The sequence below is a fragment of the Streptomyces sp. NPDC104106 genome, from assembly GCF_055584345.1.
Window position 1 is genome coordinate 165,560 of record NZ_JBVJMF010000011.1, and the last position, 25,173, is coordinate 190,732.

Sequence of the window (25,173 nt, forward strand, 5' to 3'; positions counted from 1 at the left end):
GAACGCGTACGGCGGGGCCGCACCCTGAAAGCCAGGGTGCGGCCCCGCCGCCGTACTCCGCGCGTATGTCCGCCGTACTCCGCGCGTATGTCCGCCGTACGCCGTGCGTATGTCCGCCGGCGCTCCGGACCGCTCAGCCCTGGAGCAGCTTCTTCACCGCGGCGGCGACGCGGCCGCCCTCGGCCTGGCCCGCCACCTTCGGGTTGACGATCTTCATGACGGCGCCCATGGCCTTCGGGCCCTCGGCACCGGCGGCCTTCGCCTCGGCCACGGCCTCGGTGACGATCGCGTTCAGCTCCTCGTCGGAGAGCTGCTTGGGCAGGTACTCGGCGAGCACCACGCCCTCCGCCTTCTCCCGCTCCGCCTGCTCGGCGCGCCCACCCTGCGCGAAGGCCTCGGCCGCCTCGCGGCGCTTCTTCGCCTCCCGGGTGATCACCTTGAGGACCTCGTCGTCGGACAGCTGCCTCTTCTCCTTGCCCGCGACCTCCTCCTTGGTGATCGCGGCGAGCGTCAGCCGGAGCGTCGAGGAGCGCAGCTCGTCGCGCTCCTTGATCGCGGCGTTGAGGTCGTCCTGAAGCTTCGACTTGAGCGTGGTGGTCATGCGGTCGATTGTCGCAGGTGCACCGAGCCGAACGCCCGTTGATTTAGGGGTGCGTGCGGGACCTGTGGGCAGAGCCCCGCGCTCTCCTCGTACCCGCGGGGTCTGACACGATGGTCGTATGCGCGCGCGATACGGAGTACCCCTGGGAATCATGGCGGCAGGCGCCGCCGGTCTGGCCTACGCGGCGGGCTTCGAGGTCCGCTCCTTCCGCCTCCGACGGGTGACGGTCCCGGTCCTCCCGCCGGGCATGCGCCCGCTGCGCGTGCTGCAGGTCTCCGACATCCACATGGTGAGCGGCCAGCACAAGAAGCAGCGCTGGCTGCAGTCGCTGGCGGGCCTGCGCCCGGACTTCGTGATCAACACGGGCGACAACCTGTCCGACCCGGAGGCCGTCCCCGAGGCCCTGGACGCACTCGGCCCCCTGATGGAGTTCCCGGGCGCGTACGTCTTCGGCTCCAACGACTACTACGGCCCCAAGCTGCGCAACCCCGCCCGCTACCTGATGGAGAAGGCCAACGGCCGGCACGGCCTCAACGGCAACAAGCCGGCGGTCGGCGCCATCCACAACCCCTGGGAAGACCTGCGCGACGGCTTCGACACGGCGGGCTGGCTGAACCTGACGAACACGCGGGGTGTCCTGAAGGTCGAGGGCGTGTCCATCGAGCTGACGGGCCTCGACGACCCCCACATCAAGCGCGACCGCTACGCCCGGGTCGCCGGCGGCCCCACCGGGACGTACGACCTGTCCCTCGGCGTGGTCCACGCCCCGTACCTGCGCACCCTGGACGCCTTCACGGCGGACGGCTACCCCCTGATCCTGGCCGGCCACACCCACGGCGGCCAGCTGTGCATCCCCTTCTACGGCGCCCTGGTCACCAACTGCGACCTGGACACGGACCGCGTGAAGGGCCTGTCCACGCACACGGCGGAGGGCCGCACCTCCTACCTCCACGTCTCAGCAGGCTGCGGCACCAACCGCTACACCCCGGTCCGCTTCGCCTGCCCCCCGGAGGCGACGCTGCTGACGCTGGTGGGGCGGGAGTAGGACGCAAGAGGGGGAGGGGAACGGAGGGCGAGGATGGAGGGGCCGGGTAGGAGAAGGAGTGGCCGGGTAAGAGGGGGAGGCATGCCGTCCCGGCCGTAACCCACCCGGAGCAGTCCACATAGCCCCCCACCTCCCCCGCTCCTAGCGTGAGGGCATGACCGCACCGATACCCAGGGACATCCCGGACCTGCCCGCGGTCCCGGGCCCGCCGCTGCTCCTGCCCGCCCCGGTCCCGGCGACGGCGGTGGTGGCGCCGGTCCGCCGTCCCGTCGTCGCGCTCCTCCGTCTGCTGATCGCCGTGGCGGCGACCGGCGGCGTCGCCCTCGAACTCCTGCTGGGCACCCCGGCCCGCACCCTGAGCTACTTCGGTGTCCAGACCAACGTCCTGCTCGCCGTCGTCATGCTCCTGTCGGCGGCCAGGGCCTGGCGTGCCCGGCGCCCGCTGCCGTCGGCCATGATGGGCGCCACACTTCTCTACGCCGTGGTCACGGCGCTGGTGTACCACCTGCTCCTGGCCCACACGACTCCCTCGTTCTCCATGACCGGCGCGACGACGGCGCCGGTGCGCTGGCACGGTCAGTGGGCGACCCTCCAGATCCTCCACACGGTGACCCCGGCAGCGGCCGTGCTCGACTGGCTGCTGCTCACCCCGTCGGCCCGCCTGCGCCTGCGCCAGACCGCGACCTGGCTCCTCTACCCCCTGGCCTACCTGGCCTTTTCCCTCATCCGAGCGGCATTCCTCACCCCTTCGAACCCCGCCCGCTACCTCTATCCCTTCCTTGACGTGGCCGCCCACGGCTACCGCAGCACCCTGGCCAACGCCCTCCTCCTGGGCCTCGCGATCTACGGCCTGGCCGTCCTCCTGGTAGCCGTCGACCACACCCGCCCGACCCCGGTCCGCCGCCGCGTCTGAACCGGATTTCGTCTACAGCCACCGGTGGGCTAAAGTAAACGTCGTCGCCGCGAGAAGCAGCGACACCGGGGTGTAGCGCAGCTTGGCAGCGCGCTTCGTTCGGGACGAAGAGGTCGTGGGTTCAAATCCCGCCACCCCGACGCTGTAGTGCCAGGTCAGGGGCCTGATCCACCGAGTGGATCAGGCCCCTGAGTGGTTCCTGGAGATCGTTTGGGAGAAACCTGGGAGAAGATCTTGGACAGCTTCTCCCAGACGGGACCGGTGCCTGTGGCGATGCATGGGTCAGATCCGGTGTCTCGCAGCTGCGCGTTCGCGAATCCGCGGCCCTATGACGCTGCCGCTCCTGGTTCGTCCGCCGCATGTTGTCTGGGACAGGGCGCCCGAGCATCGTCACGTCGCGCTTCCGGCGGCGCCTCGCGCTGAACTTCGGCCACCTTGAACGGCTTGCCCCGCCAGCCTGTGATGGGCCAGCCATCGGCGGCCCCTCCGCTGTAGCGTCCCCCGCAGGTCAGCGGACCCGGGGCGGGGAATCGAGCCCAGCAGACTCGTCCTCCCAGCAGTCCCTGGGGACGTTCAGTTCGAGCAGCACCATCACGCGCCCGTCCCTGATCAGGAGCCGCCCCTCGCCGACGCCGCCCATGAGGAGCACCAACTCGCCCAGCCCCAGATCGAGCGCGGTGGTACGGGAGACGCTCAACTGCGAAGCTAGCTCCGCAGCCTGACGGTGTGTATGATTTCGAGTAGCGAAGCTCGGGCGTGCTTGAGCTGCGTGCGTGGTGGCGGGCCGGGAGAAGTGTGTCGCTTCCTGTCCGGTGCTGCGGACAGGACCATCTGACACAGATCACCGCACCACCCCGCATGGTTTGCAGGCCCGGCAGGGCGGTGCGGCTATACCGTTCCCGCGTAGCGCGCGGGGACAGGAAGGACAACCAATGAGGATTGTCAACGTCCATCATGCATGGTCGCTGCCGCCCCGGGCCAGGGGAGCCGTGCTGCGTCTCCTCGGGATCATCGTGATAGCTGTGGCGTGCGCTTCGTTCATGGGGCGTGGCACGGCGGTACTGACCGTAATGGCAACCGCCCTGCTGACCGTAGTGGTGGAAGAGCTGGTGCGGACCGCGATGCGGTACTCGCTGCGTACTGTCTGACCAAACGAGGCGGGTGGGGGAGCCATGCATGTGGAGATCCCCCACCCGCAGCAGTAGAGAAGTTTGGTACGAGGGAAAGAAGGACGGAGGCGCTGTGCGAGTAGGCGACGCATCCCCAGCTCACAGTGGGCAAATTCCGCTCGGGAGTCTCTGCGAAGTTACAGCCGGCCCATCCGGGTCGCTGCTGGACAGCCTGCACGACGGCCCCGACGGGGTGCCGGTGATCTCACCGCCGGATCTCACCGACCACCACGCAGTGGACACACGACGGCTGCGGCGGGTGCCGTGGGGCGAGGCCAAACGACTCTCCCGGTTCGCGCTGCAGGAAGGTGACATCCTTATTGTGCGGCAGGGAACACTCGGTCGGCTGGCGCTGGTCGAGGCAGAGAACGCTTCATGGTTCTACAGCTCGTCCTGTCTGCGCATCAGGCCCCGGCGCGAGCTCATCCTGCCCGAGTACCTCGTGTCCTATCTGTCCTATCCGCCCGTGCAAAGGGCCTTGCTGGGACAGTCCCTCCCGGGTACGGTCCCCTCGCTCAACTCGGCGATGCTGAATGAGCTGCCGCTCACCGTGCCACCCCTGGCCCGGCAGCATGCTGTCGTCGAAGCCCTGGCGGATGTCGACGCCCGGATCAGGATCCAGCGGCAGATGGCCGACCGCCTAGAGGCACTGCGGCCGGCCATCTTCGGAGAGCTGATCCAGGGAACGAGGCGAACATGAGTCTGTCTACCGTCACGCAGTTGACACGTGCCCTGTACGATGCCGCCGATATCCTGCGCGGCCGCATGGATCCATCGCAGTGCCGTGACGTCATCTTCGGGATGCTGGTCCTCAAAAGGGTCTCGGATCAACCAGGCATCCTTCACGTGCCCGAGCATGCGCGCTGGTCCCATATCGTCGACTACGAGGGCAAGCCACTGGGGCGTCTACTCACTGAGGCTCTGTGGGAGCTCGAGCGAAGCAACCCGGATGTACTGAAGGGCGTGTTCGAGGCCCTCGACTTCGACACGCGGCTGAGCCGTGCCGAGTTGAAGGCAGTGGTCGACCACTTCGAGCGCATTCCGCTGAACGACGACGATCTGGAGTTCAGCGATGTAGTCGGTCGTGCCTACGACCGGCTTCTCGGCGACTTTGCCGACAGCGCCGGGAAACGGGGTGGGGAGTTCTTCACTCCCCGTTCTGTGGTCCGGCTGATGGTGCGCCTGGTCCGGCCCAAGGAGGGACAATCGGTCTACGACCCGTTCGCCGGCTCGGGAGGCATGCTCGTTCAGGCCAGACAGTACGTCGAAGAGCACGGTGGGGGCGACGCGGACCTCGCCCTCGTCGGGCAGGAAAAGAACGGCGCAACCTGGGCCACAGCCCGGCTGAACCTCCTGTTGCATGGCATCACGGACAGTTCGGTTCTCTGCGGCGACACACTGACCGATCCCCTCCACACGCTGGGGGACGGGCATCTCAGACGCTTCGACTGTGTGCTGACCAATCCTCCCTTCTCGATGAACTACTCCGAGAAGGAGGTGAGACATCCGGAGCGGATGAAGTACGGCTGGACACCCGGGCAGGGCAAGAAAGCCGATCTGATGAACGTCCAGCACGTGCTGGCCACACTCCATCCGGACGGGATCGGAGCGGTGGTCACCCCGCATGGTGTGCTGTTCCGGGGCGGAGCGGAGACGGAGATCCGCCGGGGAATTGTTGAGGATGCCCGGCTCGAAGCGGTGATCGGCATCGGACCGAACGTCTTTCACGGAACTGCCATCCCCGCCTGCATCCTGGTATTGCGGGGCACGAACGGAGTACCAGAGGGTCAGCGCGGCCAAGTACTGTTCATTAACGCCGAGCGTGAAGTGGTCACGGGGCGGTCGCAGAACCGTCTGGAGCCGCAGAACGTGGAGAAGATCGTCGGCGCTTTCCGCGAGTGGGCAGACATCCCCGGCTTCTCACGAGTGGTCCCACTCAGTGAGATCGCGGACAACGACTTCAACCTCAACATCCGGCGCTACGTTGACGTGGGTCCACCTGCTGAGCCACCGCTGGACGTCCGTGCGGTGCTGTTCGGCGGAGTACCAAGAAGCGAAGTCGACGCGCAAATGGGGAAGTTCCGCCTATTTGGGATCGATCTGGCCGACTTGTTCAGAACAAAAGACCCTGACTACCTAGTTTTCCCGAGTGACGGCTGCGAGGCGACCGCCGAGCGCATCCCGGACCTCGCTGCTGCCCGGGTGAAGGACTTCACCGATCGCTGCCATTCGTGGTGGGAAGGAGCGGAAGCACGTATCGCTGAACTTGCGGGCACGAACCGGCTGTTGATGTTGCGTTCTCGACTGATGGCTTCCTTCCGTGAGGAGCTCCTGTCCGCCGGCATCCTCGACCGGTACCAGTTGACCGGTGCCTTCGCGAGATGGTGGTCAGACCGGCAGGACGACCTCAGAAGCCTAGACCACCGGGGCTTCTCCGGGGTGATCGACCGTTGGGCGGCGGCCGACGGCCGGCCTTTGCATCTCCCTGAGACCCTGGCGCGTGAAAGAGTGCTTCACGTTCTTGGCGACGATCTCCGCTCTCGGGTGGAGAGACTTGTTACTGCGGAACGACAGGGACTGGTCGAGCTCTACCGCTCATGGGGCGACCGATACGCGATCTCGCTCACAGACTTGGAGAAGCAGAGCGAGGCCACTGCGGCACGGCTCAGATCTCGCCTGAAGGAGCTCGGTTACACCTGACCTGGCACTGCAGCTCCCGGCGGCGCGATCGGCAGTCGCCGGCATGGGCCGATCTCCGAACGCCGACGACGTGCCAGGACTGGCTACCACAACCGTCACTCCGAGATCGAGCAACCAGAACAGTGCAGTCACCCCGCGTCTGTCCTCCGCCTTGAGGTTCCGCCCCGGCGCCCGAGACTTAGGACTGCCGGGGCACACTCCACTGGCGCGTCTGGGGCGTCTGATGTTGCCGTAGGTGACCCAACGGCCTTCTTGTTCCGAGACTGAACGGCTTCCTTCAGATCGGTCGCGCCCCTGTCCCTCGTGACTCGCGGCTAATACCCGGACGCAGCGGAGGTGGGCCGGTTAGGCGCCAGCTATCGGGATGACCGCACAGCTGTCCCGCTTCCACGTTTCAGGTGTTCGTTGATGTGTCGCAGGCGCTGCCAGGCGACGGGGTCGGTGCCGTCGCCGAGCGGGTAGTGCAGGGCGGGGCGACCGGCCGGGCCGAGTTGGGTCGGGATGCAGTCCGGCAGGGCGTTGCGGGCATGGCTGATGCCGAGGTCGGCCACGGCGTCCGGGCCGAGAGTGAGAGCGACCGGGATCGACGGCGGTTCGTAGTGGGCCGGAGTGGTCAGGTCTGCGCGCGCCGCACGCAGTTCGCTGATCATTGTGGCGAGGTTGTGCCTGGCGGCGAGGGATTCGGCGAGTTCGGGCAGGAGCTCGATCGGTGCTCGCTCGTCGGCGGCGTAGCCGAGAGCCAGGGTGATGTGCTCCTCTACGCCGTCTCGCGTGTGAGCGATGCTCAACGTGGCGATTGCAGGGCGGTCGGCGGTTCCTACGGCGACAGCCCAGGTCGGCTGTGCCTGGCGGGCGCGGCTGCGGGCCAGGTCGGTCAGCTGCCTTGACGACCAGGGGACGTTGACGGGCTCGGCGGTGGCCCATCCGGCCGGCGGCAGTCCGGTGAGGGTCTGCCAGGCGTCCTCCAGAGCGCCACCGAGTATCAGGTGCTCCTGGGCGGGATGGATGGTGCGGATGGACAGCAGCAACTGCCGTTCACCGCCCTTACCAAACGGGGGTTGGAAGACGTCAGCGATCTGGAGGCCGTTGTCGGCAGCCGGGGTGAAACGTCCGTCATGCCAGCGCAGTACGGCTCCGGAGAGGCCGTCGTAGTAGCCGTTCTCGGGGTGGCGTACGACCCAGCGTGCGGGCATGCGCTCCAGCACGGTGCGGGTGGGCAGGCTCAGCCGGGTATTGGGGGACGTGACGAGATACAGCTCCCGTCGGCTCTGTGCCGCCGTTCGCACCGCCTCGGTCAGCCATGTCGTGGCGGCGACGACCGGGCGGTCGTAGATGACGATGATGCTTTGGTCGGTCAGCACATCCGCATCGGTCAGTACGTCCACGTCAGCGGGCGGGACCGTCACCTCGCCCGTGGCCGGGACGGTCACGACGTCGGTGTGGGCGGCTTCATGCGGCCATGTGGTGCCACCGAGCAGCGTTGTCAGCCGTCCCGCGACCGAGCCGGCGAGCAGCCTGGCTTCTGCGATGGCGGTGGACGCCCGCACCTCGGTCCACCACACCGGTCCCTCTGTCTGAACAGGTCCTAGCAGCCGCTCCGTCTCGCCCGGCACTTGCAGGTAGCGGGGGGCCTCCACGGAGACCAGGGGCTTTCCGTCATCCGTGCACAACTGGGCCACTGATCCCCCACCTGCCCGGTTCACGCGCAGGTCCGGGCCGCCGGCGTGCAGTGCGGCCAGCAGCGTCTTGATGTCCGGCATCTGCGGGGTGAGGGCGATGACGTCCTGGGGCATGTGCTGCTTTCTGTCAGAGAGGGCGGCGCTGCGACTCTCAGCACCGGCCCGAGAGTTCTTCGAGGACGTCCAGGGAGGGGGCTTCTTGAGGGGCGTCCTCGACGACCAAGCCGATCTCCGGACGCGGCGGACTCTGCGCTACCCACGACAGCCCCGTGAGTGCACTGGGCCCTTGGCCATGAGCGACCCGCTGGCCTAGCAGCCATTGGGCGCCCGCTTCGAATGGCACCTTGCCAGCATCCGTTGCGTGTGCGGCCAGGACGTCTTTCCGTTACGCGAGCGGATACCTTCAGCGCCCGGCGTGACTTCCAAGTCCAGTCAACAACGGGTTAGAGATGATCACACGACGCCCTTGAGAAGATCCCCTTTCGAGCTGCCCCGCGCGGGCTTCCGTGTCGTCGAGAGGTCATTGTTGAAGCCTGGCGGGGATTTTCCGCGACCCTCACTACCCTGCCGATATTCGCGCCCTGCTCATTCCTCGTCGTCGGCCTGGGTAGAGAGATTCAAGGTGAGCTCTGCACTGGCCAGCATCCGGACGATTTCGATGGGACGGTTAGCGAATTCCTTGGCTACCACATCGATGGGGTCAACCCGACGGGTCTGTCCGTCGAGTCCGGTTGCCTCGATGACATAGCGGAATCCAACCGGCCCAGTGGGATCATCCGCGACGATCCAGCGCGCACCGTACTTATGGATGAGGAAGTCGGCGACGTAGGACGCCAAGTCCAAATGCAAAGTCACCCAGTCGGACTCCTCGAATTCGCTCAGAGGAGCGCGAGACACGTAGTCGTCCAAGGCCGGGATGAGGCCTGTTGGGTCACTCGCGTAAATTTCGGGGGGCACTCCGAGCATATCCGCAATGTCGATGGCGTTCCGATGCCTCTCCTCACTCCAGCCCTGGAGGTCGGGTTCATTTGCGTTTACCACGCTATGTTCCTTTCGCGGCTTTCGCGGTTACTTGGGGGCCGGCCCGAACTCGATGAAGATGATGCGAGCATGTATGAGGTAGTTTCTCAGCGCTTGCGACGGAGGCGCATGCAGGAAGACCCAGCGTGGATCGAACCTTGGGTCCAGCCGTCTTAGCGTGAGGTCCTTGTTGATTTGCTCAATGATACCTTCGTTCAGCGGGACTTCGCCCCTCACCCGACGGGTGCCGCCACCCTTGAGTTTGATCGTCCTCCATTCAAGGTAATGCTTCACCTCCACAGCCAGAGTACGGCCGTCAGGCATGTCCACTGGGACATCGACATTGCGGCCTCCTGGCTTCTTTACAGGGTGATAAGGGTGGTCATGAGTGGGCACGCGATAGTGTCGCTCAGGTGCGCCACCCGCAATCTTGCGGACGTAGTCCTCTGCCCCCTTGTACCTTTCCCGGCTGTGACGCATGCGCCGCATCTCGCGCAAGGTTCTGTCAGCGGTACCCGGCGGGAGCGCGCGGCGTGTGTGATCCGGCTCTGCGCCCGAGGCGTTGTGATGGTGTGGATCGGACGACTGGCTGCCCGGGTCATCGGGTGAGTCATGGCCAGTGTGCTCATCGCCACCGTCATGGTGGGCGGAGCCGCTGTCGGATGCCGAGCCGTGAGGGCCAGGTCCCGTTCCTCCGGAGCCATGTCCCCCTGCTCCGCTACCCGCTCCACGCCGGCTGACCGGTTCTGCACCGGCACCCCTGGTGGAAGAGCCTTCGGATGATGCAGCGTGACCGCTGGCGTGTCCGCCTATTTGCCCCGGTGTCCGCTCACTGGTGTGCGCGGAGCCGGCAACGTGTTCTGCCCGAGCACCGGTCCCGACCAACTCGTGTGCTCGGTTGGAGTGGGCGGACGTATCCGTGGCGCCGCGTGCCGAATCCGAGGTCGCGTGGCTCAGTGGCGCCTCACCGCCACGGTCGGCGGCGGCAGGCTCGTGCGGGGCCTCGGCAAGGTTGGGCGTGCCGTCGGCGTTGATCGGAATGAGCTGGCCGTTCTTGTCGACCCTGTAGCGGTTGCTGAGGTCGTCCAGGGCGCCGTCGGGGAACCTCGTCTTCGGCAGCCGCAGGTGTTCGCTGACGTTGGTCAGTACCTCAGAGACCTTCGGCAGATCGGACAGGGCTCTCGCCGCCCTTGCGGCGCCGGAGATCGGATCCAGGGCACCTCCGACCTTGGCCACCGTGCTGGCGGCTTCGACGAATCTGGCTCCCTTACCCAGCCTGGCGAGCGCCCCGCCGGCACCCCCCAACACGGTGAGAAGGTTGAAGCTGGTAACGGCGTGGGCCCGAGCCGGGTCCTTGTGCCACTCGTCGTAGGCGATGAACTGCTTGCCGAACTCCTTGGCGTTCTCCTCGCTGCCGCGCTGCCAGTCCGAGAGGTGGTCGCCCTCACCGACCGCATCCATGCCGTAGGCGTAGGCACCGACGACGGTGCGTTTGAGGCCGTCCCAGGTCTGGTGCTGTGCGTCGGAGCCGTTGATGCCCAGGATGTTGTCCTCGAAGGTGCCCAGGCCGACGAAGCCACCCCAGAGGCTGTCTTTGACGAGGCCGTCCCACGCCCAGCTCTTGATGCCGTGGCCCCACCAGTCCAGGCTCCAGCGGTCGTAGGTGCGGGCAACGGGAGTACCCCACGGCAGGTCGGGCATGGACTCGAGCTTGTCGACGCTGATGCCGTACGTGCTGCCCTCGTCGCCGACGGGGCGGCACACCGCCGGGCTGATGGCACCGATCTTGACCGCCGCGTCGTGCTCCGCCTTCTGAAAGCCCACGACGGCCTCCGCCACGCCATGCATGAGGGCGTTGTGCTCGTCCACCTTGTGCTGGTCCTTGGTCCAGCCGTCGTCGCCTTCGACGCTGTCGACGAAGGCGATCGCCTGCTCCTTCAGATGCCTCAAGCGGTCCGCATACGGCTTCGCTTCGCCGACGAAGGTGTCCAGGGCGTCGGCGAGGGACTCGATGTGACCGGCGAACTCGTCCGCCGTGTCCATCACCGGCTGGGTGGAGGAGAAGAGCTGGTCCGCCTCCGGCGCCTTGTAGAACGCGGCCGTCGCCTGGAAGCGCGAATGGACGTCCTTGCCGGCGTCACGGATGCCGATCGCGTGTTTACGCAGCTCGGTGACTGCTTTGGACAACGCGCCGAAGTCGCCGGTGTACTGGAATATCCCCCCCGGCTCGATCATGTCCACTACGCCCCGCCCCCGTGGTGCTTCGTCTGCTCGCCCACGGCCTGCAGCTCGGCCGGGGTGGGTGCCTTGGCCGCGTCACGCTGGGCCCGGGCCGCCATCGCCAGGTCCCCATCGATGTACGCACCGGTCGCCTTGACCGTCCCGTCCATCGTCTTCTTGATACGGGCCGCCATGAACTTGATCGAGCTCTCGGTATCGGACACGAAGTTCGCGACCGCAGCACCTACCGGCCCCACCGGCGGACCACCGCAGTACGGGCCGCTGATCGTGCCCGCGGACTCCGCCGCGTCCTGGACGCTCGTCCCGTAGCCCTTGATGTCCTTGCTCAGGTCGTCGGCCGCAAGCCCCACCAACGACAGAATGGACTCCACCCCGCTGGGACTGATGTCCCACCCCGTCACGTCAACCCCCGCTGTGTCACTTGCAGATACGTTCCATCAGCGCTGCTCAGCATCGCACGCGCTACTGACAACAGGACATTCATCCCTATCAGATCGGTTGTCGCAGCAGCCACACGCTTCTAGCCAAAGGGGCAGCCAACCCATCAATTGGTCATGTCGGGGCCTGCGTTGGCTCGGTTTCGGGTGCGAGGGCGGTCTGGATCAGCTGGTGGCGGCGGCCGCGGCGGACCAGGGTGCCGCGGCCGGGCGGCTGGGTGGAGGCGTACAGGCCGGGGAAGAGCTGGCCTTCGGTGCGGTCGCCCGTCATCACCAGCGCTGTGGTTCCGGTTTCACGCAGCGCCGTCAGGAACGGTTCGTACAGGGCTCGTGAGGCTCCGGCGACTCGGCGGGTGACGACGAAGTGGAGGCCGATGTCGCGGGCCGAGGATATGTACGGCAGGAACGGGGTGAGGGGCTGCTGTCCGGCCGCGGTGAGGATGTCGTAGTCGTCGACGAGGATCACGATCCGCGGGCCGGTGAACGACGGCTCATCGGTCAGGGCGTCGGGGTCGGGGGCCTCCGGAAGGCGTTTTTCCAGTTCGGTGGCGATGCCGGTGGCGAGCGCCTGGGAGAGCGCGGCATTGTGCGCGTAGCCGCCGCGATAGGGCTCCGGGATGACGCCGCGCAGGCCGCGCCGCGGGTCGAACACGCCGAAGACCAGCTCGTCCTTGTCGTAGCGGTCGATGAGGGAGCGGGAGATGAGCCTGAGCAGGTTCGTCTTGCCGCACTCGTTGTCACCGAGGACCAGTATGTGCTGGTCGGCGCCGAACAGGTCCAGGACGGTCGTGGAGAGGGCCTCCTGGTCGACACCGATCGGGATCGCGCGCGGCTCCGCCCCGGTGGAGGGCAGGTGCTGCGCGGGCAGCCTGGTCGGCAGCACCCGCACGGGCGCGGCGATCTCACCGTGCCAGGCGGCGCGCAGCGCGGCCGCCGCCTGCTCCAGGGCCTGGCCGAGACCGTCCGTCGTGGCATGGGCGTCGATGCGGGGAAGTGCCGCCTGGGCGAACAGCTTGCCGTCCGTCAGAGCCCGGCCCGGTGTGTCCGCCGACAGGGTCGCGGAGAGCTTGCGGTCGACGGAGGAGTCGGCCGGGTCGTTCAGGCGCAGTTCGATGCGGCTGCCGAACAGGGACTGGGTGGCGATGCGTACGTCGTTCCAGCGGAGCATCCCCGCCACGACATGGATGCCATAGCCGCTGCCACGTTTGAGGAGGTCGGCGACATCGTCGTCGAGGTGGGCGAACTCGTCGCGCAGAGCACCGAATCCGTCGATGAGCAGCACCACGTCGGTGGAACCGAGCTGAGGAAATTGCCCTCGCCCCCGCAAAGCCCGCAGCTGGTCGACCGAGTCGATGCCCCGTTCGCGGAAGATCTCCTCGCGCTCGGCGAGCATGGCGCGCACCTCGGCGACGGTACGGGCGGCGCGCTCGTGGCCGGCGCGGGTCGCGATACCGCCGACGTGCGGCAGGTCCGCCAGGGCACTGAGTCCGCCGCCGGCCAGGTCCAGGCCGTAGACGGCGACGTCACGCGGTGTGTGGGTGAGGGCCAGGGAGAGCGCGAGGGTACGCAGCAGGGTCGTCTTGCCGGAGGCCGGGCCGCCGATGACGGCAGTGTGCCCGCCCGCGGAGTTCAGATCGTGCACCCACGGGCCCTGCCACTGTCGGGCCGGATCGTCGAGGACGCCCAGCGGCACCTGCAACGGGCCGCCGGGGTGGGCGAGCCGGAGGCCGTCGGCGGATACCTGTACGGGACCCGCTGCCACGTCGAGAGTGAGCGCTTCGGGCAGCGGCGGCAGCCAGATCCGGCGCACCGGTTCGGCGGCTTCGGTGAGCTGGCCGACCGCGACGCCCAGGACCGTCGGACCGGTCTCGCGCTCACGCGGCGCCGGGGTGTCGTCCGCCGTCGTGGGTATCTGTGCCGGGGCGTTGAACGCCGGGTACGTCCAGGCGAGCGGTTCGGCGTCGGCGGTGCTCTCGTGTACGGCGGGGCCGCGGTACGCACCGGAGACGAAGCCGGCCTTGAAGCGGGTGTAGGTGGAGGTGTCGACCTTCAGGTAGCCGAAGCCGGGCAGGGGCGGCAGGTGGAAGGCGTCGGTGGTCTCCAGGACCGTGCGGGACTCGTCCGCCGAGAAGGTGCGCAGACCGAGCCGGTACGACAGGTACGTCTCCAGCCCCCTGAGCTTGCCGCCCTCGATGCGCTGGCTGGACAGCAGCAGATGGACACCAATGGAGCGGCCGATGCGGCCGATCGACAGGAACAGATCGATGAAGTCCGGTTTAGCGGTGAGGAGTTCGCCGAACTCGTCGATGACGACGAACAGATGGGGCAGCGGCTCAAGGTCGGGCCGGGCCGTGGCGCGCAAGGTGCGGTAGTGCCCGATGTCGGCGATGTTGCCCGCATCCTTGAGGACCTGCTGGCGGCGTTTGATCTCACCGGCCAGCGAGGTGTGGACGCGCTCGACCAGTCCGGCCTGGTTCTCCAGGTTCGTGATGACGCCCGCCACGTGCGGCAGGCCGGCGAACGGGGCGAAGGTGGCACCACCCTTGTAGTCGACGAGGACCATCGCCAGATCGTCCGGTCCGTGCGTCGTCACCAGCGCAAGGACGAGCGTGCGCAGTAGTTCGCTCTTGCCGGAGCCTGTCGCGCCAACGCACAGCCCGTGCGGCCCCATGCCGAGTTCAGCAGACTCTTTCAGGTCGAGCAGCACCGGCTGATGCCGGTCGTCCAGGCCGATCGGCACGCGCAGGAAGTCCCGCTCCCCGCGCAGCGCCCACGTCCTGACTGGGTCGAGGGCGGCCATGTCGTCGATGCCGAGCAGCTGCGGGAAGTCGACCGGGCCGGAGACGGGGGTGCCCTCGGCGGCGGACTCGGCGGACAGGCGCAGCGGCGCGAGGGATCGGGCGAGGCCCTCAGCCTCGGGGAGCCCGGTGCGGTCGACGACCCCGTCCGTCCGTACGACCTGCTCTCCGCGCAGATCCTCCACGGTGACCTCGTCGCCGTCGACGGTGATGCGCACGGACACGTGATCGGGCTCGTGGATCTGTTCGGCGAGCAGGTGCAGGACCGTGACACCCATGTCGTCCAGGGCGACGGCGGCGTCCGGACGCGGAAGGTCGACGGCGTTCTCCCCGTACGCGTCGCTGAGCACCAGCAGCCGGTCGGTCAGCGCGAGCGCCTTCCTGTCGGACAGCCCACGGCGCACCTCCGCCGCGTACGAGGCACGCCGCCCCAGATCCGTGCCGATCACCTGAGCCAGCTGAGCCATGCCTGGAGCGATACGGCGTGCTGCGAGGGCGCCGTCATGGCTTTGCGGGTCGAGAACGTGCGGGAGCCACTTCGCCCACTCCCACTCCTCGACACGGCCCCCGGGCATCGCGAGCGCGACGGCCACGTCGTCCGGCGCGTGGGTCACGGCCACCTGCACGAGCAGGGACCGCGCGACGCGCAGCACCCCCGCACGGTCGCCAACGATGCTGACGTTGCCAGCCCGGTCCAGCGGAACGGTCAGCGGATGGTCCGACACCGTGCTGAAGCGGGCCTGCAGGGCGCGCGCCTCGTTCAGCATGAACGGGTCGGGCGGGGTGAGCACGCCTCCGACCGCCTGCTGGCCGATGGTCAACTCCTGCACGGGTACGTCACCGACACCGACCCGCATGTGAAGGAAGTCTGTGTCCGTACGGCGCCGTTCCCACAGACGAGCCGGATCGCGCAGGACGTCGTACAGGGCCACGGGCGCGGGGTGCAACAGCCGGGCGGCACGACGACGCTCTCGCTCGTCAGCGCCCAACTCGGCACGCAGCTCTTCCAGGTACTCCAGGTACCGCGCACGCTGGACGCGCCGCTGGCGCTGCGCCTTGCCGCGCTGCGAGAGGAACAGGGCAACCGCGCCGAGCAGCGCGATGACGAGCACGACAGCGCCCAGGCCCGCGAACTGGCTGGAGCGGATCACCGTCATCATCACGACCGAGCTCATGACGCCGGCCATCGGCAACAGCGCGGTCGCCGGGCTTCCGGTCTTGCCTTCGGGCAGGTTCGGCGGAGGCTCGATCGTGCGCGCCGCAGGCGGGAGCAGCGGGCGCGTCGAGCGGGCAGGACGATGGACCTGTTGCTGGGTCAACGCACCCGCACCGCCCTCTGCAGGATCTCGGCGGCGAGCTGGGTGGCCGCGCGGCGGGTGGCCTCGCCGAGCCGGTCGGGCATGATCGGTCCGCCACCGGCCAGGTGCCGGTCGTAGGGCAGATGCACCAGGGTGACTCCGGTTTCCCGCAAATGGGCTGTGGCGGCCTTCAGATCGAGATGCGCGTCGGGCGTGTTCGAGGTGAGGGCCACGACGGTAGAGGCGAGCGCGCCATGCGGCAGCCCGCCGAGCCAGTCCAGGACGATGCGGGTACCGCCCACCCCTTCGGCGGTGAGCGGGGCGACGATCACCCGCGCGTGCGCGGTGTCCATCGCGGTGCGGGCCACCTCGCCGGGCAGCGTCTCGCAGTCGACCACAGTGACGGCGAAGTAACGCCGTAGCGCGAGCGTGACGGTGCGGTAGGTCGCAACGTCCAGCGGGGCGCCCACCCGCCCCTGACTGGCGGGCAGTAGCCAGCCGCCGTCCGCAACGGGCACCAGGTACCCGGTGACGTCGGTCAGTTGCATCGAAGGGGTGAGTATTCGGGCGAGTTCGACGCACGACCAGCGTACGGACTGAGCGCCCATGCGCACCGGTAGCGTCCCCAGGGCGGCGTCCGCTTCCAGGGCGAGTACCGGGTCGTGCCGGTAGTGGCTGAACGTCCGCGCGAGCAGCGCGGCGGTCGTGGTCTTGCCGACACCACCTCGGATCGACGTCACCGCGATCACCCGGCCCGTGGTCACCGGCTGCTGCAGCAGACCGCCCAGCCGGCTCTCCTCGGCGACCTCCTGCGCGGCCGACGAGGTCAGCTTGCGCAGCGAGCGGCCCGAGCGCCGGACCAGCGAGTCGCCGTGCTGAGGAGAACCAAGCGCTATGGCGAGGCGCGGGTCGAGCGTCGGCACAGGCTCGGGCGTCGCCATGGGCAGCCGGGCCTGGCGGGGCGGCCGTACGGCGGGGGATGCCTTCGGTGGCGTCGCCGGGGTCTGCGAGGCTGCCTCGACGCCGGGAGCGGAGGAGCCGGTACCGGCGTGGGCCTGGGCCGGCGGTGCCGGCGGAACCTTGTTCGCCATGCGCGGGGGCGCTTGAGCCGGGGTGTGCGGGGCGGACTGCTGCTCGTTCTCGCGCGAGACCGGACCCGTGGTGTGCTGTTCGCGGGACGGCCGCCCCGGGTTGGGGCGCTCCTCGTCCGGGAGGCGCACGGGCAAGGGCTGCCGGGCTTCACCCGGCGCAGGCTGCTCGCGCACCTCGTCGGCCGGCCCCGCGGTCAGCTCACGCAGCACGTCGTCCTGCCAGCGGCCGGAAGTCGTCATCACCGCCACCTCACGCGAAGGTGCCCAGGAGCCGCCCGTACACCCCGAACACCCCGAGGACCAGCGGGAACAGAGCGACCACACCAGCCGACTCCAGCACGTCGCCGGCCTTGCGCAGCCGTACTCGGACATGCTCGGCGGGCTGCGCGGCCAGCACACCCAGGGACAGCACGACCAGCACGCCGAGAGCGGCGAGCGGTGCCGGGGCTCCCGAATGCTCCCGCCACAACCAGGCCAACCGCAGCGCCACCACCATGGATGCCGCGAGCAGTGCGACCACCTCCGCCACCAGCGGGTAGGCGCGCGCCCGCAGCGCGAGGACGAACGCCACGGCGACGGCCAGCAGCACCGTCCATACCGTCACGGTACGCACCGCCAGCACTCCGGCGACGGCACCGCAGACCGCGGTGACGAGCGTCGCCAGCGCCAGCCCCCGATGTGTGGCGGCCAACGCGGTGGCCACCTGGTAGCGGCTGACGGACGAGCCCGCGGAGCGCCGGTCGTCCAGCCCGGACAGGCCCGATGCCGCCAGCGCCAACCGGGGCAGCACGCCCAGCGCGACAACGGAGACCACGGCGAGCAGCGCCCCGGCACGTGCCGAACCGGCTCCGCCGGACTGGAACGCGAGCGCAACCTCCCAGCACGCGCCCGCTCCGGCCAGTGCCCCTGCCCCGACCAGTGCACCCCGCCCGAACGGCGAGAACCACCCGAGCAGCAACAGCGCCACCACCAGGACCGAGAGCACGGCGGCCAACCGCACCGCTCCCGGCCAGCCCTGTGCGTCGGCAACCGACCAGGCGCCCTGCACGCCCACAGCGGCGCTCACCACAACCAGAGCGGCGGCAAGCCCCTTGTGCCCGGCCCGCCCCAGCAGCGCACCAGCCGCCGCGGCTACCACCGCGGTCACGAGGAGCGCCCATCCGGCGGCCTTGGCCTCGAATCCCTGGCGCGCCATGAAGCCGACGGCCGACGCCCAGACCACACCCGCGCCCGCGGCCGTGATCCGCCGCGCCCTCGCGTCCCACCGCCAGGCCCGCACATCCAGATCGCCGGCAGCCTCGTCACTCACGTCATGGACTACCGGAGCGGACGGCGCGTCCTCGACCCGGACCAGCCGGAGTACAGCACCGTCGGGCACTCCCGCCGACTCCAGCGTGGCATCCGGCTCCAGAGCACTTCCGTCGGCCGTCACCAGGTGCCGGGCCTGCGGATGCTCGGCCACCCGGTCGTCGAGCAGACGCATCACCTCGGGCAACAGCAGCCCGACAGGCTCCCGGGCCGGTAGCACCAGATCCACCCGACGCCGCTCACCGACCAATGTGACTCGACTCAGTGCCGTACGGCTCACAGTCCCCCGGGATATCACGCGTTCGAACCTATCATCGGGCCGAATTCGCAGGCTGCGGTGGAGCGGTGGGCTGACCGGAGGGCGTGGACACAGGCACAGAGGTCCCGTACGGCGCCTTCCCGATCACGCGATGTGCGATGAAGGACCACCCCACACACCCGGCACACACCACGGCGGCGATCACCACCCCCGCGAACGCCTTCCCGAGCCGCTCGTCCACGGTCCGCCGCTGTCGCTGCGCCCCGAACAACACGGCATCACGCAACCGCCGACGCCGCACCGCCACGGACTCAAGAAGCTGACTGTCGTAATCCTGGGCTGACATCACTCAAATCCGGTTCGCTGGACACGCGGGTGCTCGCCGAACATACTCTCGCCGTGCGGATTCGGGACGCAACGAGGCAGGAGATGGGCGGCGGTCAGCAGCGCAGGCCGACGATGCCTCAGCCATAGCGCTCTGCCTCTGTGACCACCTCGCCCCGTCGTCCCGGATCTATGACGGCCAGACGACTGCGCCGTCACGCACTACCAAAGGCACGGGCAGGCGCTCTTCGTAGAACCGAATCCAGCCAAGATGGACCTCGCCGCCGGAGCCTCGGTGCCGCTCGCCGGCCTTGGCCGCAAGCCAGCTGAGGAGTTCACCAGTGCGCTCGAAATCGTCCGGATGGATCTCCTGCCGGCTGGTCAGCGCCCAGCCCTCCTGCCCCGGGTCCTGCAGACGCAGCAGCACAGAGACAAGTGCACCCCCAACCTTGTAGCCACCACCCTGCTGGCCGAGAAGGGGCTCGGGATGATCCTCGATGACGAACTCTCCGTCTTCGTCATCCACCACGACCGGAAATTCGGTGACGATACGGAAGGTTTCCGGCTGGGGGCCCGCTCCCAGATGCCATCGCAGCTCCGTGAGTTCCCCCGCCGACAACTCGTCACGCAAGTCCAACGCAAGCATCAGCTCGAAGATGTCAGCCATGGTCGCGCAGGCTACAGATGCATGGCCTGTTCGGGCGAGCGGCCGACGGGAGCGGAGAGGGGGCACCGTCAACCGTCGGTCACCCGATGTTGTCGACCGCTGCTTTCGCCTTGGCGAGGGTGGCCTGAGCGGTGCCGTCGTTCTGCTCCAGCGTGTTGCGCACCAGACGGATGATCTCGCGCACCTCGGCCGCGGCTTTGTGCCAGCGGACCTCCTTGCCGTGGTACTCGTCCGAGACACCATCGGCCTGGAAGTTGGCCATCGCCGCCTTGACCGCCCGGTCGCGGTCGGTCAGCACGCGCTCCAGATGACCGATGATGCCGGCCAGGCTGGTCTGTACGTCGGCGGAGGCGCCGGTGTCGTACGAGCGACGGTCTTGGTTCTGAGGCATGATCGAGTCCCCCTTGAAGACGGTGACGACAGCGGTGACTTGCTCTTCGAGGACGGTTATCGCGCGCCGAAACGGGCCGCGTCGAAGTTGGCCATCCCCATGTTCTGGTGCGCGTTGTCACCCAACTCCACGTCACCACTGCCGAACGCCGTGTCCATACCGGACTGACCGCCGAGGATCGCGCCCAGCGAGCTGTTCAGGTCCGCCGTGATCTCGTCGGCATGCACCTTGAACGTGTCGAACGCGGCCTTGCCGGCACCGTTGAACTTCCCCTCCAACGGTTCGGCCGCCTGGATCAGCAACCTGATCAGCGTTCCCAGGTCGTCGCTTGAGTCGACGGTGCTCTTCCCAAGCTGCGACAGGGTCGTCGACCCCATGTCGAACTTCATCCACCCACCCCGTAAGCGTGTTGTGTGCTGGGACTACTCAATCGCCGCTGCTTCACCTCGCGACGCCAGAGCCCACAGTGCGTCGAACATCCTCTCGCATCTCAAGTTGCAGGCGCAACGCGAAAGGGAGCGAAGTGGCGTGATCTGGTGCATGCGATAGGGCGAGGCTGAGGGCCATCTGGTCATCCGGGACGGGCTCGTGTCGCCGAATCGGTCGATGCAACCTGGATGAGCGTTGCATCGCCGACCTCGTACGGGGAAACGGCGGTGCCCCGCAACAGTGTTGCGGGGCACCGTGGGGCTACCGGAGGGCGACCTCGCGTGCACGCAGGAGGTTGTTGAGCACGCGCACCGGTGAAGTCGGGCACAGGGCCAGGCGGGCGTCGAGGGATGCCTCCCACTGTGCGGTGAGACCGAGCATGAGGCGCCGACGCATGCCAGGGGTGACGTGGGCGTAGCGTGCGGAGACCGAACCGTCGAGGTGGCCCATACGCTCGTCCATGAGCACCTTCTCCGTGCCCAGGTCCTCCATCATCGTCCGGTGGGTGTGACGGAGGCCGTGGGGTGTGAGGCCCTTGGCGATCGGGAGCCAGCAGGCATCGGCGCGATCGGTTGCGCCCCGCCCTCGCGCCGGGATGCCGGGCCACGGCTCACCAAGCATGGGCACGGGGCGGGCCTCCTGCGGTGCCTTCTTCGGGTACCAGCCGGAGACCGCCGGCGTGAACAACCAGGTCGCAAAACCGTTCCTGCGCCAGTGGGCTGCATGCCCCGACACAGCGCCACCTCGCACGAATCCGAGGTCGGCGACGGCCTTCTCAACCCGCACCCGCGTGGCTTCGGCGACGCGGTGGGGGTGGTTGAGGACATTGGACACCGTCCCCGTGGAGACCCCGGCCAGCCGGGCTACGTCGGCGAGCTTGGCGCCGTGGTGGCCGCCGGTCCGCGCTGCCCCCTGGCCTCGGAAGACGTACGTCCGCCCGTGGCATGGGCAGGGTGTCGGCTTCGTGCGGGCGATGTGGTCGAAGACCAGGGCCGACAGCCAGTCCATCGCGTCGATGGTCCGGTAGCTGTCGTCCTTGGGCGGGCAGCGCACCAGCTCGCCGGTGTCCAGTTCGTACAGCTGCCATTCGACGCGGAACGCATCAGGCCGGACGAACTCGGTCTCCAGTCCGACGATCTCACCCCAGCGCTTGCCCGTGTAGCCCTTGAGGACGACGGCGACGAACTCGTCGTCACGGCCCGAGAGCAGGGCAGCTCGCTCTGCGGTCAGCAGGATGCCGAGCGCATCGGTGACGACCTTCTCCGGGCCGCGGTTGCGGGAGCGGCCAGCACGTTTACCACGCCCGCGCCGCCGAGCGGCCGGGTTGGACATGATCAGACCCTCGTCGATCGCGTCCTCGAAGATCAGGTGGAGCGTCGAGCGCCAAGTCTTGACGCTGGAGGCCGCGTAGAGGGCCTTCTCCTTCTTCTCCCAGGCGTCGACGTTCGTGCGCAGGATGCCGGCGAGCGCCTTGTCCTCGAACTCGGGGAGCAGGTGCTCCTCGATGTGGCGCTTGTAGTTCTGCATGGTCGAGGCGGCCAGGTCCTGGGCCTTGTACCAGCGGCTGGCGTACTCGCCGAAGGTCTCCTGCCCAAGCCCGGGGTCGCGCCACTGACCACGCCGAACGGTCACCTCTTCGGCGTCCGCGGCCTGCTTGGCCTCGCGCTTGGTGGCGAACTTGATCACGGCACCCGTGGAATCGGCGACCGTGCCGTACTTGCCGTCCTCGATCTTGTACCGGCCGCGCCAGTAGCCGCCGCGCTTCTCTGCGTACCCCATGGGTTCCCTCCCTTCTCTCGTGTGGGGTGCGTTAAGCGGCGGCTCCGAACTGGGACTTGGTCATGCGGCGAGGCGGCCGGGCCTTGAGACGAACCGTGGGCACGGCTGCCTCGGTACGCTCTCGCACGGCAGGCTGCCGAGCCGGCATAGCAATGCCACCGGGATGCTGCGGGTTCCGAGCCGGGCGCTCTTCGTGCATGCGCACGATCTCGGCGAGGTGATCAGACGAGAAGCGGTAGGCGCGGCCGACGCGGGTGAACGGGATGAGTCGCCGGCGGGCGCGGTCCTTGACCCACCAGGCGGAGCAGCCGAGGACCGCGGCGACTTCCTCGGGGAGGTAGAGGCGCGGCAGAACGGTGTCGGGGTGCGGAGTTGGCGTCGAGGCAGGGGATATTACGGGTCGATTCAAGGGGTGATTCCTCTTCTGGCGGGCGTGGGTGCGGCAACACCGGCCCGCCGGTCGATCGCTAGGGATGGCGTGAGGGGTGTCCCGTGCCGGGGGTTTGCGGGCCCAGGACGGAGCGGGAACCGAGCTACGTCTCGTTGGTGGGGTCGGCGTCGCGGCTCTCGCCAGGTGGCGGGCCGTACGTCTCCAACAGGTGCTTGGTGGACGCCTCGGCGATGGCGTTGGAGACCATCACGTCGGCCTCCTCGCGTAGGTCGGGGTGCTCGGCGAGGTAGGCGTCGAGGTCGTCGCGTGCCTTGGTGAAGGCGGCGTTGGCGCGCTGGGTCTCGCGGAACGCCTCCACGACCGCGTCGATGAGCTCCATGGCGCGGGCCTGGGCGGCAAGCTGCGGGGGCCCGACGAGGTTGCGCAGGTCGAGGCCGAAGACCTCGGCGAAGCCGATGGCCTCGTCCAGGTTGATGCGACGTTTGCCGTTCTCGATGCGCCAGACCGCGGACGGGTTCATCTCGAAGCCGGCCTCGTTCAGGCGGTCGGACAGAGCATTGGTGCTCCACCCACGCGCCTCGCGCTCCACCTTGATGCGCACCGCGACGTTCGCCTCGCCGCTGAGCAGCACGCCCTGCGGGGAGTCGTCGTCTACCACGAGCCACCTCCTTCCGTTCGTAGCAGTCCACTGCCATTTGCAGCAACCCCTCAACAGTAGCATGCACTTCTGCGAGATGCAGAACATTGCTGCGATCGGCAATTCATGTGGCATACTAATAGCCCCACCCTGACCAACCCGAGGAATCGCCGCGACCCACCCCACGTAGCGCTGCACGCAAAAAGCCCCCGGCTGTCACCGAGGGCCAAGCGCAAACCTCTCAACCGCCATCCCTAGCGATCGACCCGCGAGGCCGGGATTGCCGTCCCGTATGGCCCGCGAGCAGAGGAGCTGATGCCCAGTATGACCGACGCCCAACCGAATACGCCATCCCGCCTCGAGTACGGCTACGCGTCATCTCCGGACGAGCCTGGGCAGGCTCCCTTCAATCTGGACGCCGAGAGCGCGGTGCTCGGCGCCTGTATGCACCACAGCCACGTCATCGACACCGTGCGGCCCATCCTGGGCGACAACGCCTTCTACCGGCCCGCCCACGAGACCATCTGGCGCGCGATGCTCGCCCAGCACCGCGAGGACAAACCCACCGACCCGATCGTCCTGACCGAGCTGCTCCAGCAGCAGGGGGACCTGAAGCGTGTCGGCGGCGCCTCGTATCTGCACCAGCTCGCCAGTGCGCTCTACGACGCCGCCAGCGCGGAGCACCACGCGGAGATCATCCGCGCGAAGGCCGACCTGCGCCGTCTACTGGCCTCCGCCGTTCGCACCGTTCAGCGTGCACAGGAGCCGGGCGCCGACCCTGATGCGATACGCAGCGAGGTCGAGGCGGAGATGCGGGCCGAGCGCGAGCGGGCACTCGCCTCGGGACAGGGGCGCCTGAACCGCTTCGCCAAGGACGGGTGGTCCTTCGTCAAGGAGACAGGCGCGGACGCCGAGCCATTGTGGGGCACGCGCGAGAAGACCGTCTGGGCACCGGGCGAGAGCCTGATGATCGTCGGCGCACCCGGAGTCGGCAAGACCACCCTGGCCCATCAGGTGGTCTTCGCCCGCCTGGGGCTGCAGGAGACGGTCCTGGAGATGCCGGTCGCGCCGAGCAGGCGGGTGCTCTACCTGGCCATGGACCGGCCCCGGCAAATAGCCAGGGCCATGGACCGGCGCGTCTTCCCCACCGACGAGAAGATCCTGCGGGAGCGTCTCGTGGTCTGGGAGGGCCCACTGCCCGCCACCCTCGACAAGGAGCCCGACCTTCTTGCCGATCTTGCCGCGGCCCACCGGGCGGATACCATCGTGATCGACAGCCTCAAGGACGCCGTGAGCACGATGGTCGACGACGGCCTCGCGGTCGCCTTCCACAACGCCCGCATGCGCGCCCTGCGAGGCGGCGTGGAGATCATGGAGCTGCACCACCAGCGCAAAGCCACCGCCGACGCACCGCGCGGCCAGCGCCCCAGCCTGGACCAGGTCTACGGTTCCGCCTGGATCACCGCCGGCGCGGGCAGCGTCCTGTTCATCAGCGGCCGGGCAGGCGACCCAGCCGTGACCCTGCACCATCTCAAGACGCCCACCGGGGAGATCGGCCCGCTGGATGTCACCCACGACCACGTGCGCGGCACCACCACGGTCGACCCCAGCAAGGACCCAGCCGTCCTGCTGCGCAACGCCCCAGGCGGGCTGACCGCACGCGACCTGGCGGCCGTCCTGGTCGGCGGCGAGCCCGAACGCGCCGACGTGGAGAAGGCCCGCCGCCACCTGGCCCGCCTCGTCGACAGCGGCCTGGCCACCAAGGCCGACGGCATCGCCGGGGGAGCCGGAGGCGGGCAGCAGACCCGCTACTACGCCTCCGCACGCCACCTCACCGCCGTCGGCTGACCCCCTCGCAGGTACCGCGCCAAGCGTTCACGCGACCGTACACGCGGCCCTCACGCGAACACCCCGCCGTGAACCGCTCACGGCGTCCACACTGACCGCAAAACCGCAGGTCAAGCAATCACGCGAGCGTCCACGCCGTACACGCGCC

The 25,173-nt window shown here is 68.4% G+C and carries 22 protein-coding genes and 1 tRNA gene; 7 read left to right on the forward strand and 16 right to left on the reverse strand.

Annotated elements, in window-relative coordinates:
• Positions 1-133: 133 nt before the first annotated feature.
• Entirely contained in the window at positions 134-601 is a 468-nt protein-coding gene (locus tag ACZ60X_RS25610) for a GatB/YqeY domain-containing protein (RefSeq protein WP_469602747.1), read from the reverse strand.
• Between the two features lie 118 nt (positions 602-719).
• On the opposite strand from ACZ60X_RS25610, the gene ACZ60X_RS25615 reads away from it, so the two are divergent.
• The 3 genes from ACZ60X_RS25615 (at position 720) to ACZ60X_RS25625 (ending at position 2,699) form a co-directional block, all read left to right on the forward strand.
• Entirely contained in the window at positions 720-1,646 is a 927-nt protein-coding gene (locus tag ACZ60X_RS25615; RefSeq protein WP_469602751.1) for a metallophosphoesterase, read from the forward strand.
• Between the two features lie 154 nt (positions 1,647-1,800).
• The gene (locus ACZ60X_RS25620; protein ID WP_469602754.1) at positions 1,801-2,559 is read left to right on the forward strand and encodes a Pr6Pr family membrane protein; all 759 of its coding nucleotides are present in this window, start codon (positions 1,801-1,803) and stop codon (positions 2,557-2,559) included.
• A 66-nt stretch (positions 2,560-2,625) separates the two neighbouring features.
• Positions 2,626-2,699 (forward strand) — tRNA-Pro (locus ACZ60X_RS25625).
• Between the two features lie 368 nt (positions 2,700-3,067).
• Here ACZ60X_RS25625 and ACZ60X_RS25630 read toward each other — a convergent pair.
• Positions 3,068-3,256 carry a hypothetical protein gene (locus tag ACZ60X_RS25630; RefSeq protein WP_469602757.1) on the reverse strand — a complete coding sequence of 63 codons (189 nt, stop codon included), beginning with the start codon at positions 3,254-3,256 and terminating at the stop codon, positions 3,068-3,070.
• A 235-nt stretch (positions 3,257-3,491) separates the two neighbouring features.
• On the opposite strand from ACZ60X_RS25630, the gene ACZ60X_RS25635 reads away from it, so the two are divergent.
• From ACZ60X_RS25635 to ACZ60X_RS25645, 3 genes are read left to right on the forward strand one after another with little or no spacing between them, the layout of a single operon-like run.
• Positions 3,492-3,707: a hypothetical protein gene (locus ACZ60X_RS25635; RefSeq protein WP_469602760.1), complete on the forward strand. Its 216-nt coding sequence runs from the start codon at positions 3,492-3,494 to the stop codon at positions 3,705-3,707.
• Between the two features lie 28 nt (positions 3,708-3,735).
• Complete coding sequence (locus ACZ60X_RS25640) at positions 3,736-4,428, forward strand: restriction endonuclease subunit S (RefSeq protein WP_469602763.1); 693 nt, start codon at positions 3,736-3,738, stop codon at positions 4,426-4,428.
• Complete coding sequence (locus ACZ60X_RS25645) at positions 4,425-6,428, forward strand: type I restriction-modification system subunit M (protein WP_469602766.1); 2,004 nt, start codon at positions 4,425-4,427, stop codon at positions 6,426-6,428. The genes ACZ60X_RS25640 and ACZ60X_RS25645 overlap by 4 nt, the downstream gene beginning before the upstream one ends.
• 356 nt (positions 6,429-6,784) lie before the next feature.
• On the opposite strand, the gene ACZ60X_RS25650 is transcribed toward ACZ60X_RS25645, so the two are convergent.
• From ACZ60X_RS25650 to ACZ60X_RS25715, 14 genes are all read right to left on the reverse strand, one after another.
• Entirely contained in the window at positions 6,785-8,221 is a 1,437-nt protein-coding gene (locus ACZ60X_RS25650) for a DUF6177 family protein (protein WP_469602768.1), read from the reverse strand.
• Positions 8,222-8,692: 471 nt separating this feature from the next.
• A complete protein-coding gene (locus ACZ60X_RS25655; protein ID WP_469602771.1) occupies positions 8,693-9,148 on the reverse strand; it encodes a hypothetical protein in 456 nt (151 codons plus the stop codon).
• Between the two features lie 27 nt (positions 9,149-9,175).
• Entirely contained in the window at positions 9,176-11,368 is a 2,193-nt protein-coding gene (locus ACZ60X_RS25660) for a hypothetical protein (protein ID WP_469602773.1), read from the reverse strand.
• Positions 11,368-11,769 carry a DUF6507 family protein gene (locus tag ACZ60X_RS25665; RefSeq protein WP_403917160.1) on the reverse strand — a complete coding sequence of 134 codons (402 nt, stop codon included), beginning with the start codon at positions 11,767-11,769 and terminating at the stop codon, positions 11,368-11,370. The genes ACZ60X_RS25660 and ACZ60X_RS25665 overlap by 1 nt, the downstream gene beginning before the upstream one ends.
• Positions 11,770-11,920: 151 nt before the next feature.
• Positions 11,921-15,922, reverse strand: a complete 4,002-nt coding sequence (eccCa, locus tag ACZ60X_RS25670; protein WP_469602776.1) for a type VII secretion protein EccCa — start codon at positions 15,920-15,922, stop codon at positions 11,921-11,923.
• A complete protein-coding gene (locus ACZ60X_RS25675) occupies positions 15,919-17,232 on the reverse strand; it encodes a nucleotide-binding protein (RefSeq protein WP_469602779.1) in 1,314 nt (437 codons plus the stop codon). The genes eccCa and ACZ60X_RS25675 overlap by 4 nt, the downstream gene beginning before the upstream one ends.
• 10 nt (positions 17,233-17,242) lie before the next feature.
• Positions 17,243-18,598 (reverse strand): type VII secretion integral membrane protein EccD, encoded by a 1,356-nt coding sequence (gene eccD / locus ACZ60X_RS25680; RefSeq protein ID WP_469602781.1) that lies wholly within the window; start codon positions 18,596-18,598, stop codon positions 17,243-17,245.
• A 13-nt stretch (positions 18,599-18,611) separates the two neighbouring features.
• A complete protein-coding gene (locus ACZ60X_RS25685) occupies positions 18,612-18,905 on the reverse strand; it encodes a hypothetical protein (protein ID WP_469602783.1) in 294 nt (97 codons plus the stop codon).
• Between the two features lie 168 nt (positions 18,906-19,073).
• The gene (locus tag ACZ60X_RS25690; RefSeq protein WP_469602785.1) at positions 19,074-19,550 is read right to left on the reverse strand and encodes a hypothetical protein; all 477 of its coding nucleotides are present in this window, start codon (positions 19,548-19,550) and stop codon (positions 19,074-19,076) included.
• A 79-nt stretch (positions 19,551-19,629) separates the two neighbouring features.
• Positions 19,630-19,941, reverse strand: a complete 312-nt coding sequence (locus ACZ60X_RS25695; protein WP_469602788.1) for a pore-forming ESAT-6 family protein — start codon at positions 19,939-19,941, stop codon at positions 19,630-19,632.
• A gap of 56 nt (positions 19,942-19,997) precedes the next feature.
• Positions 19,998-20,330, reverse strand: a complete 333-nt coding sequence (locus ACZ60X_RS25700) for a hypothetical protein (RefSeq protein ID WP_469602791.1) — start codon at positions 20,328-20,330, stop codon at positions 19,998-20,000.
• Positions 20,331-20,631: 301 nt separating this feature from the next.
• Complete coding sequence (locus ACZ60X_RS25705) at positions 20,632-22,149, reverse strand: LacI family DNA-binding transcriptional regulator (RefSeq protein WP_469602794.1); 1,518 nt, start codon at positions 22,147-22,149, stop codon at positions 20,632-20,634.
• 31 nt (positions 22,150-22,180) lie between these two features.
• Entirely contained in the window at positions 22,181-22,543 is a 363-nt protein-coding gene (locus ACZ60X_RS25710) for a helix-turn-helix domain-containing protein (protein ID WP_469603113.1), read from the reverse strand.
• Positions 22,544-22,682: 139 nt separating this feature from the next.
• Entirely contained in the window at positions 22,683-23,198 is a 516-nt protein-coding gene (locus tag ACZ60X_RS25715) for a helix-turn-helix domain-containing protein (protein ID WP_469602796.1), read from the reverse strand.
• Between the two features lie 303 nt (positions 23,199-23,501).
• Between ACZ60X_RS25715 and ACZ60X_RS25720 the strand changes: the two genes are divergently transcribed.
• Entirely contained in the window at positions 23,502-25,025 is a 1,524-nt protein-coding gene (locus ACZ60X_RS25720; RefSeq protein ID WP_469603115.1) for a DnaB-like helicase N-terminal domain-containing protein, read from the forward strand.
• Positions 25,026-25,173: the final 148 nt, after the last annotated feature.

Bases quoted from the DNA above. Each gene is read 5' to 3' on its own strand.
- ACZ60X_RS25610 (WP_469602747.1), bottom strand. From the start codon at position 601: ATGACCACCACGCTCAAGTCGAAGCTTCAGGACGACCTCAACGCCGCG.
- ACZ60X_RS25645 (WP_469602766.1), top strand. From the start codon at position 4,425: ATGAGTCTGTCTACCGTCACGCAGTTGACACGTGCCCTGTACGATGCC.
- ACZ60X_RS25700 (WP_469602791.1), bottom strand. From the start codon at position 20,330: ATGAAGTTCGACATGGGGTCGACGACCCTGTCGCAGCTTGGGAAGAGC.
- ACZ60X_RS25690 (WP_469602785.1), bottom strand. From the start codon at position 19,550: ATGGCTGACATCTTCGAGCTGATGCTTGCGTTGGACTTGCGTGACGAG.
- ACZ60X_RS25685 (WP_469602783.1), bottom strand. From the start codon at position 18,905: ATGTCAGCCCAGGATTACGACAGTCAGCTTCTTGAGTCCGTGGCGGTG.
- ACZ60X_RS25695 (WP_469602788.1), bottom strand. From the start codon at position 19,941: ATGCCTCAGAACCAAGACCGTCGCTCGTACGACACCGGCGCCTCCGCC.
- ACZ60X_RS25650 (WP_469602768.1), bottom strand. From the start codon at position 8,221: ATGCCCCAGGACGTCATCGCCCTCACCCCGCAGATGCCGGACATCAAG.
- ACZ60X_RS25640 (WP_469602763.1), top strand. From the start codon at position 3,736: ATGTGGAGATCCCCCACCCGCAGCAGTAGAGAAGTTTGGTACGAGGGA.
- ACZ60X_RS25635 (WP_469602760.1), top strand. From the start codon at position 3,492: ATGAGGATTGTCAACGTCCATCATGCATGGTCGCTGCCGCCCCGGGCC.
- ACZ60X_RS25705 (WP_469602794.1), bottom strand. From the start codon at position 22,149: ATGGGGTACGCAGAGAAGCGCGGCGGCTACTGGCGCGGCCGGTACAAG.
- ACZ60X_RS25675 (WP_469602779.1), bottom strand. From the start codon at position 17,232: ATGACGACTTCCGGCCGCTGGCAGGACGACGTGCTGCGTGAGCTGACC.
- ACZ60X_RS25720 (WP_469603115.1), top strand. From the start codon at position 23,502: ATGACCGACGCCCAACCGAATACGCCATCCCGCCTCGAGTACGGCTAC.
- ACZ60X_RS25620 (WP_469602754.1), top strand. From the start codon at position 1,801: ATGACCGCACCGATACCCAGGGACATCCCGGACCTGCCCGCGGTCCCG.
- ACZ60X_RS25615 (WP_469602751.1), top strand. From the start codon at position 720: ATGCGCGCGCGATACGGAGTACCCCTGGGAATCATGGCGGCAGGCGCC.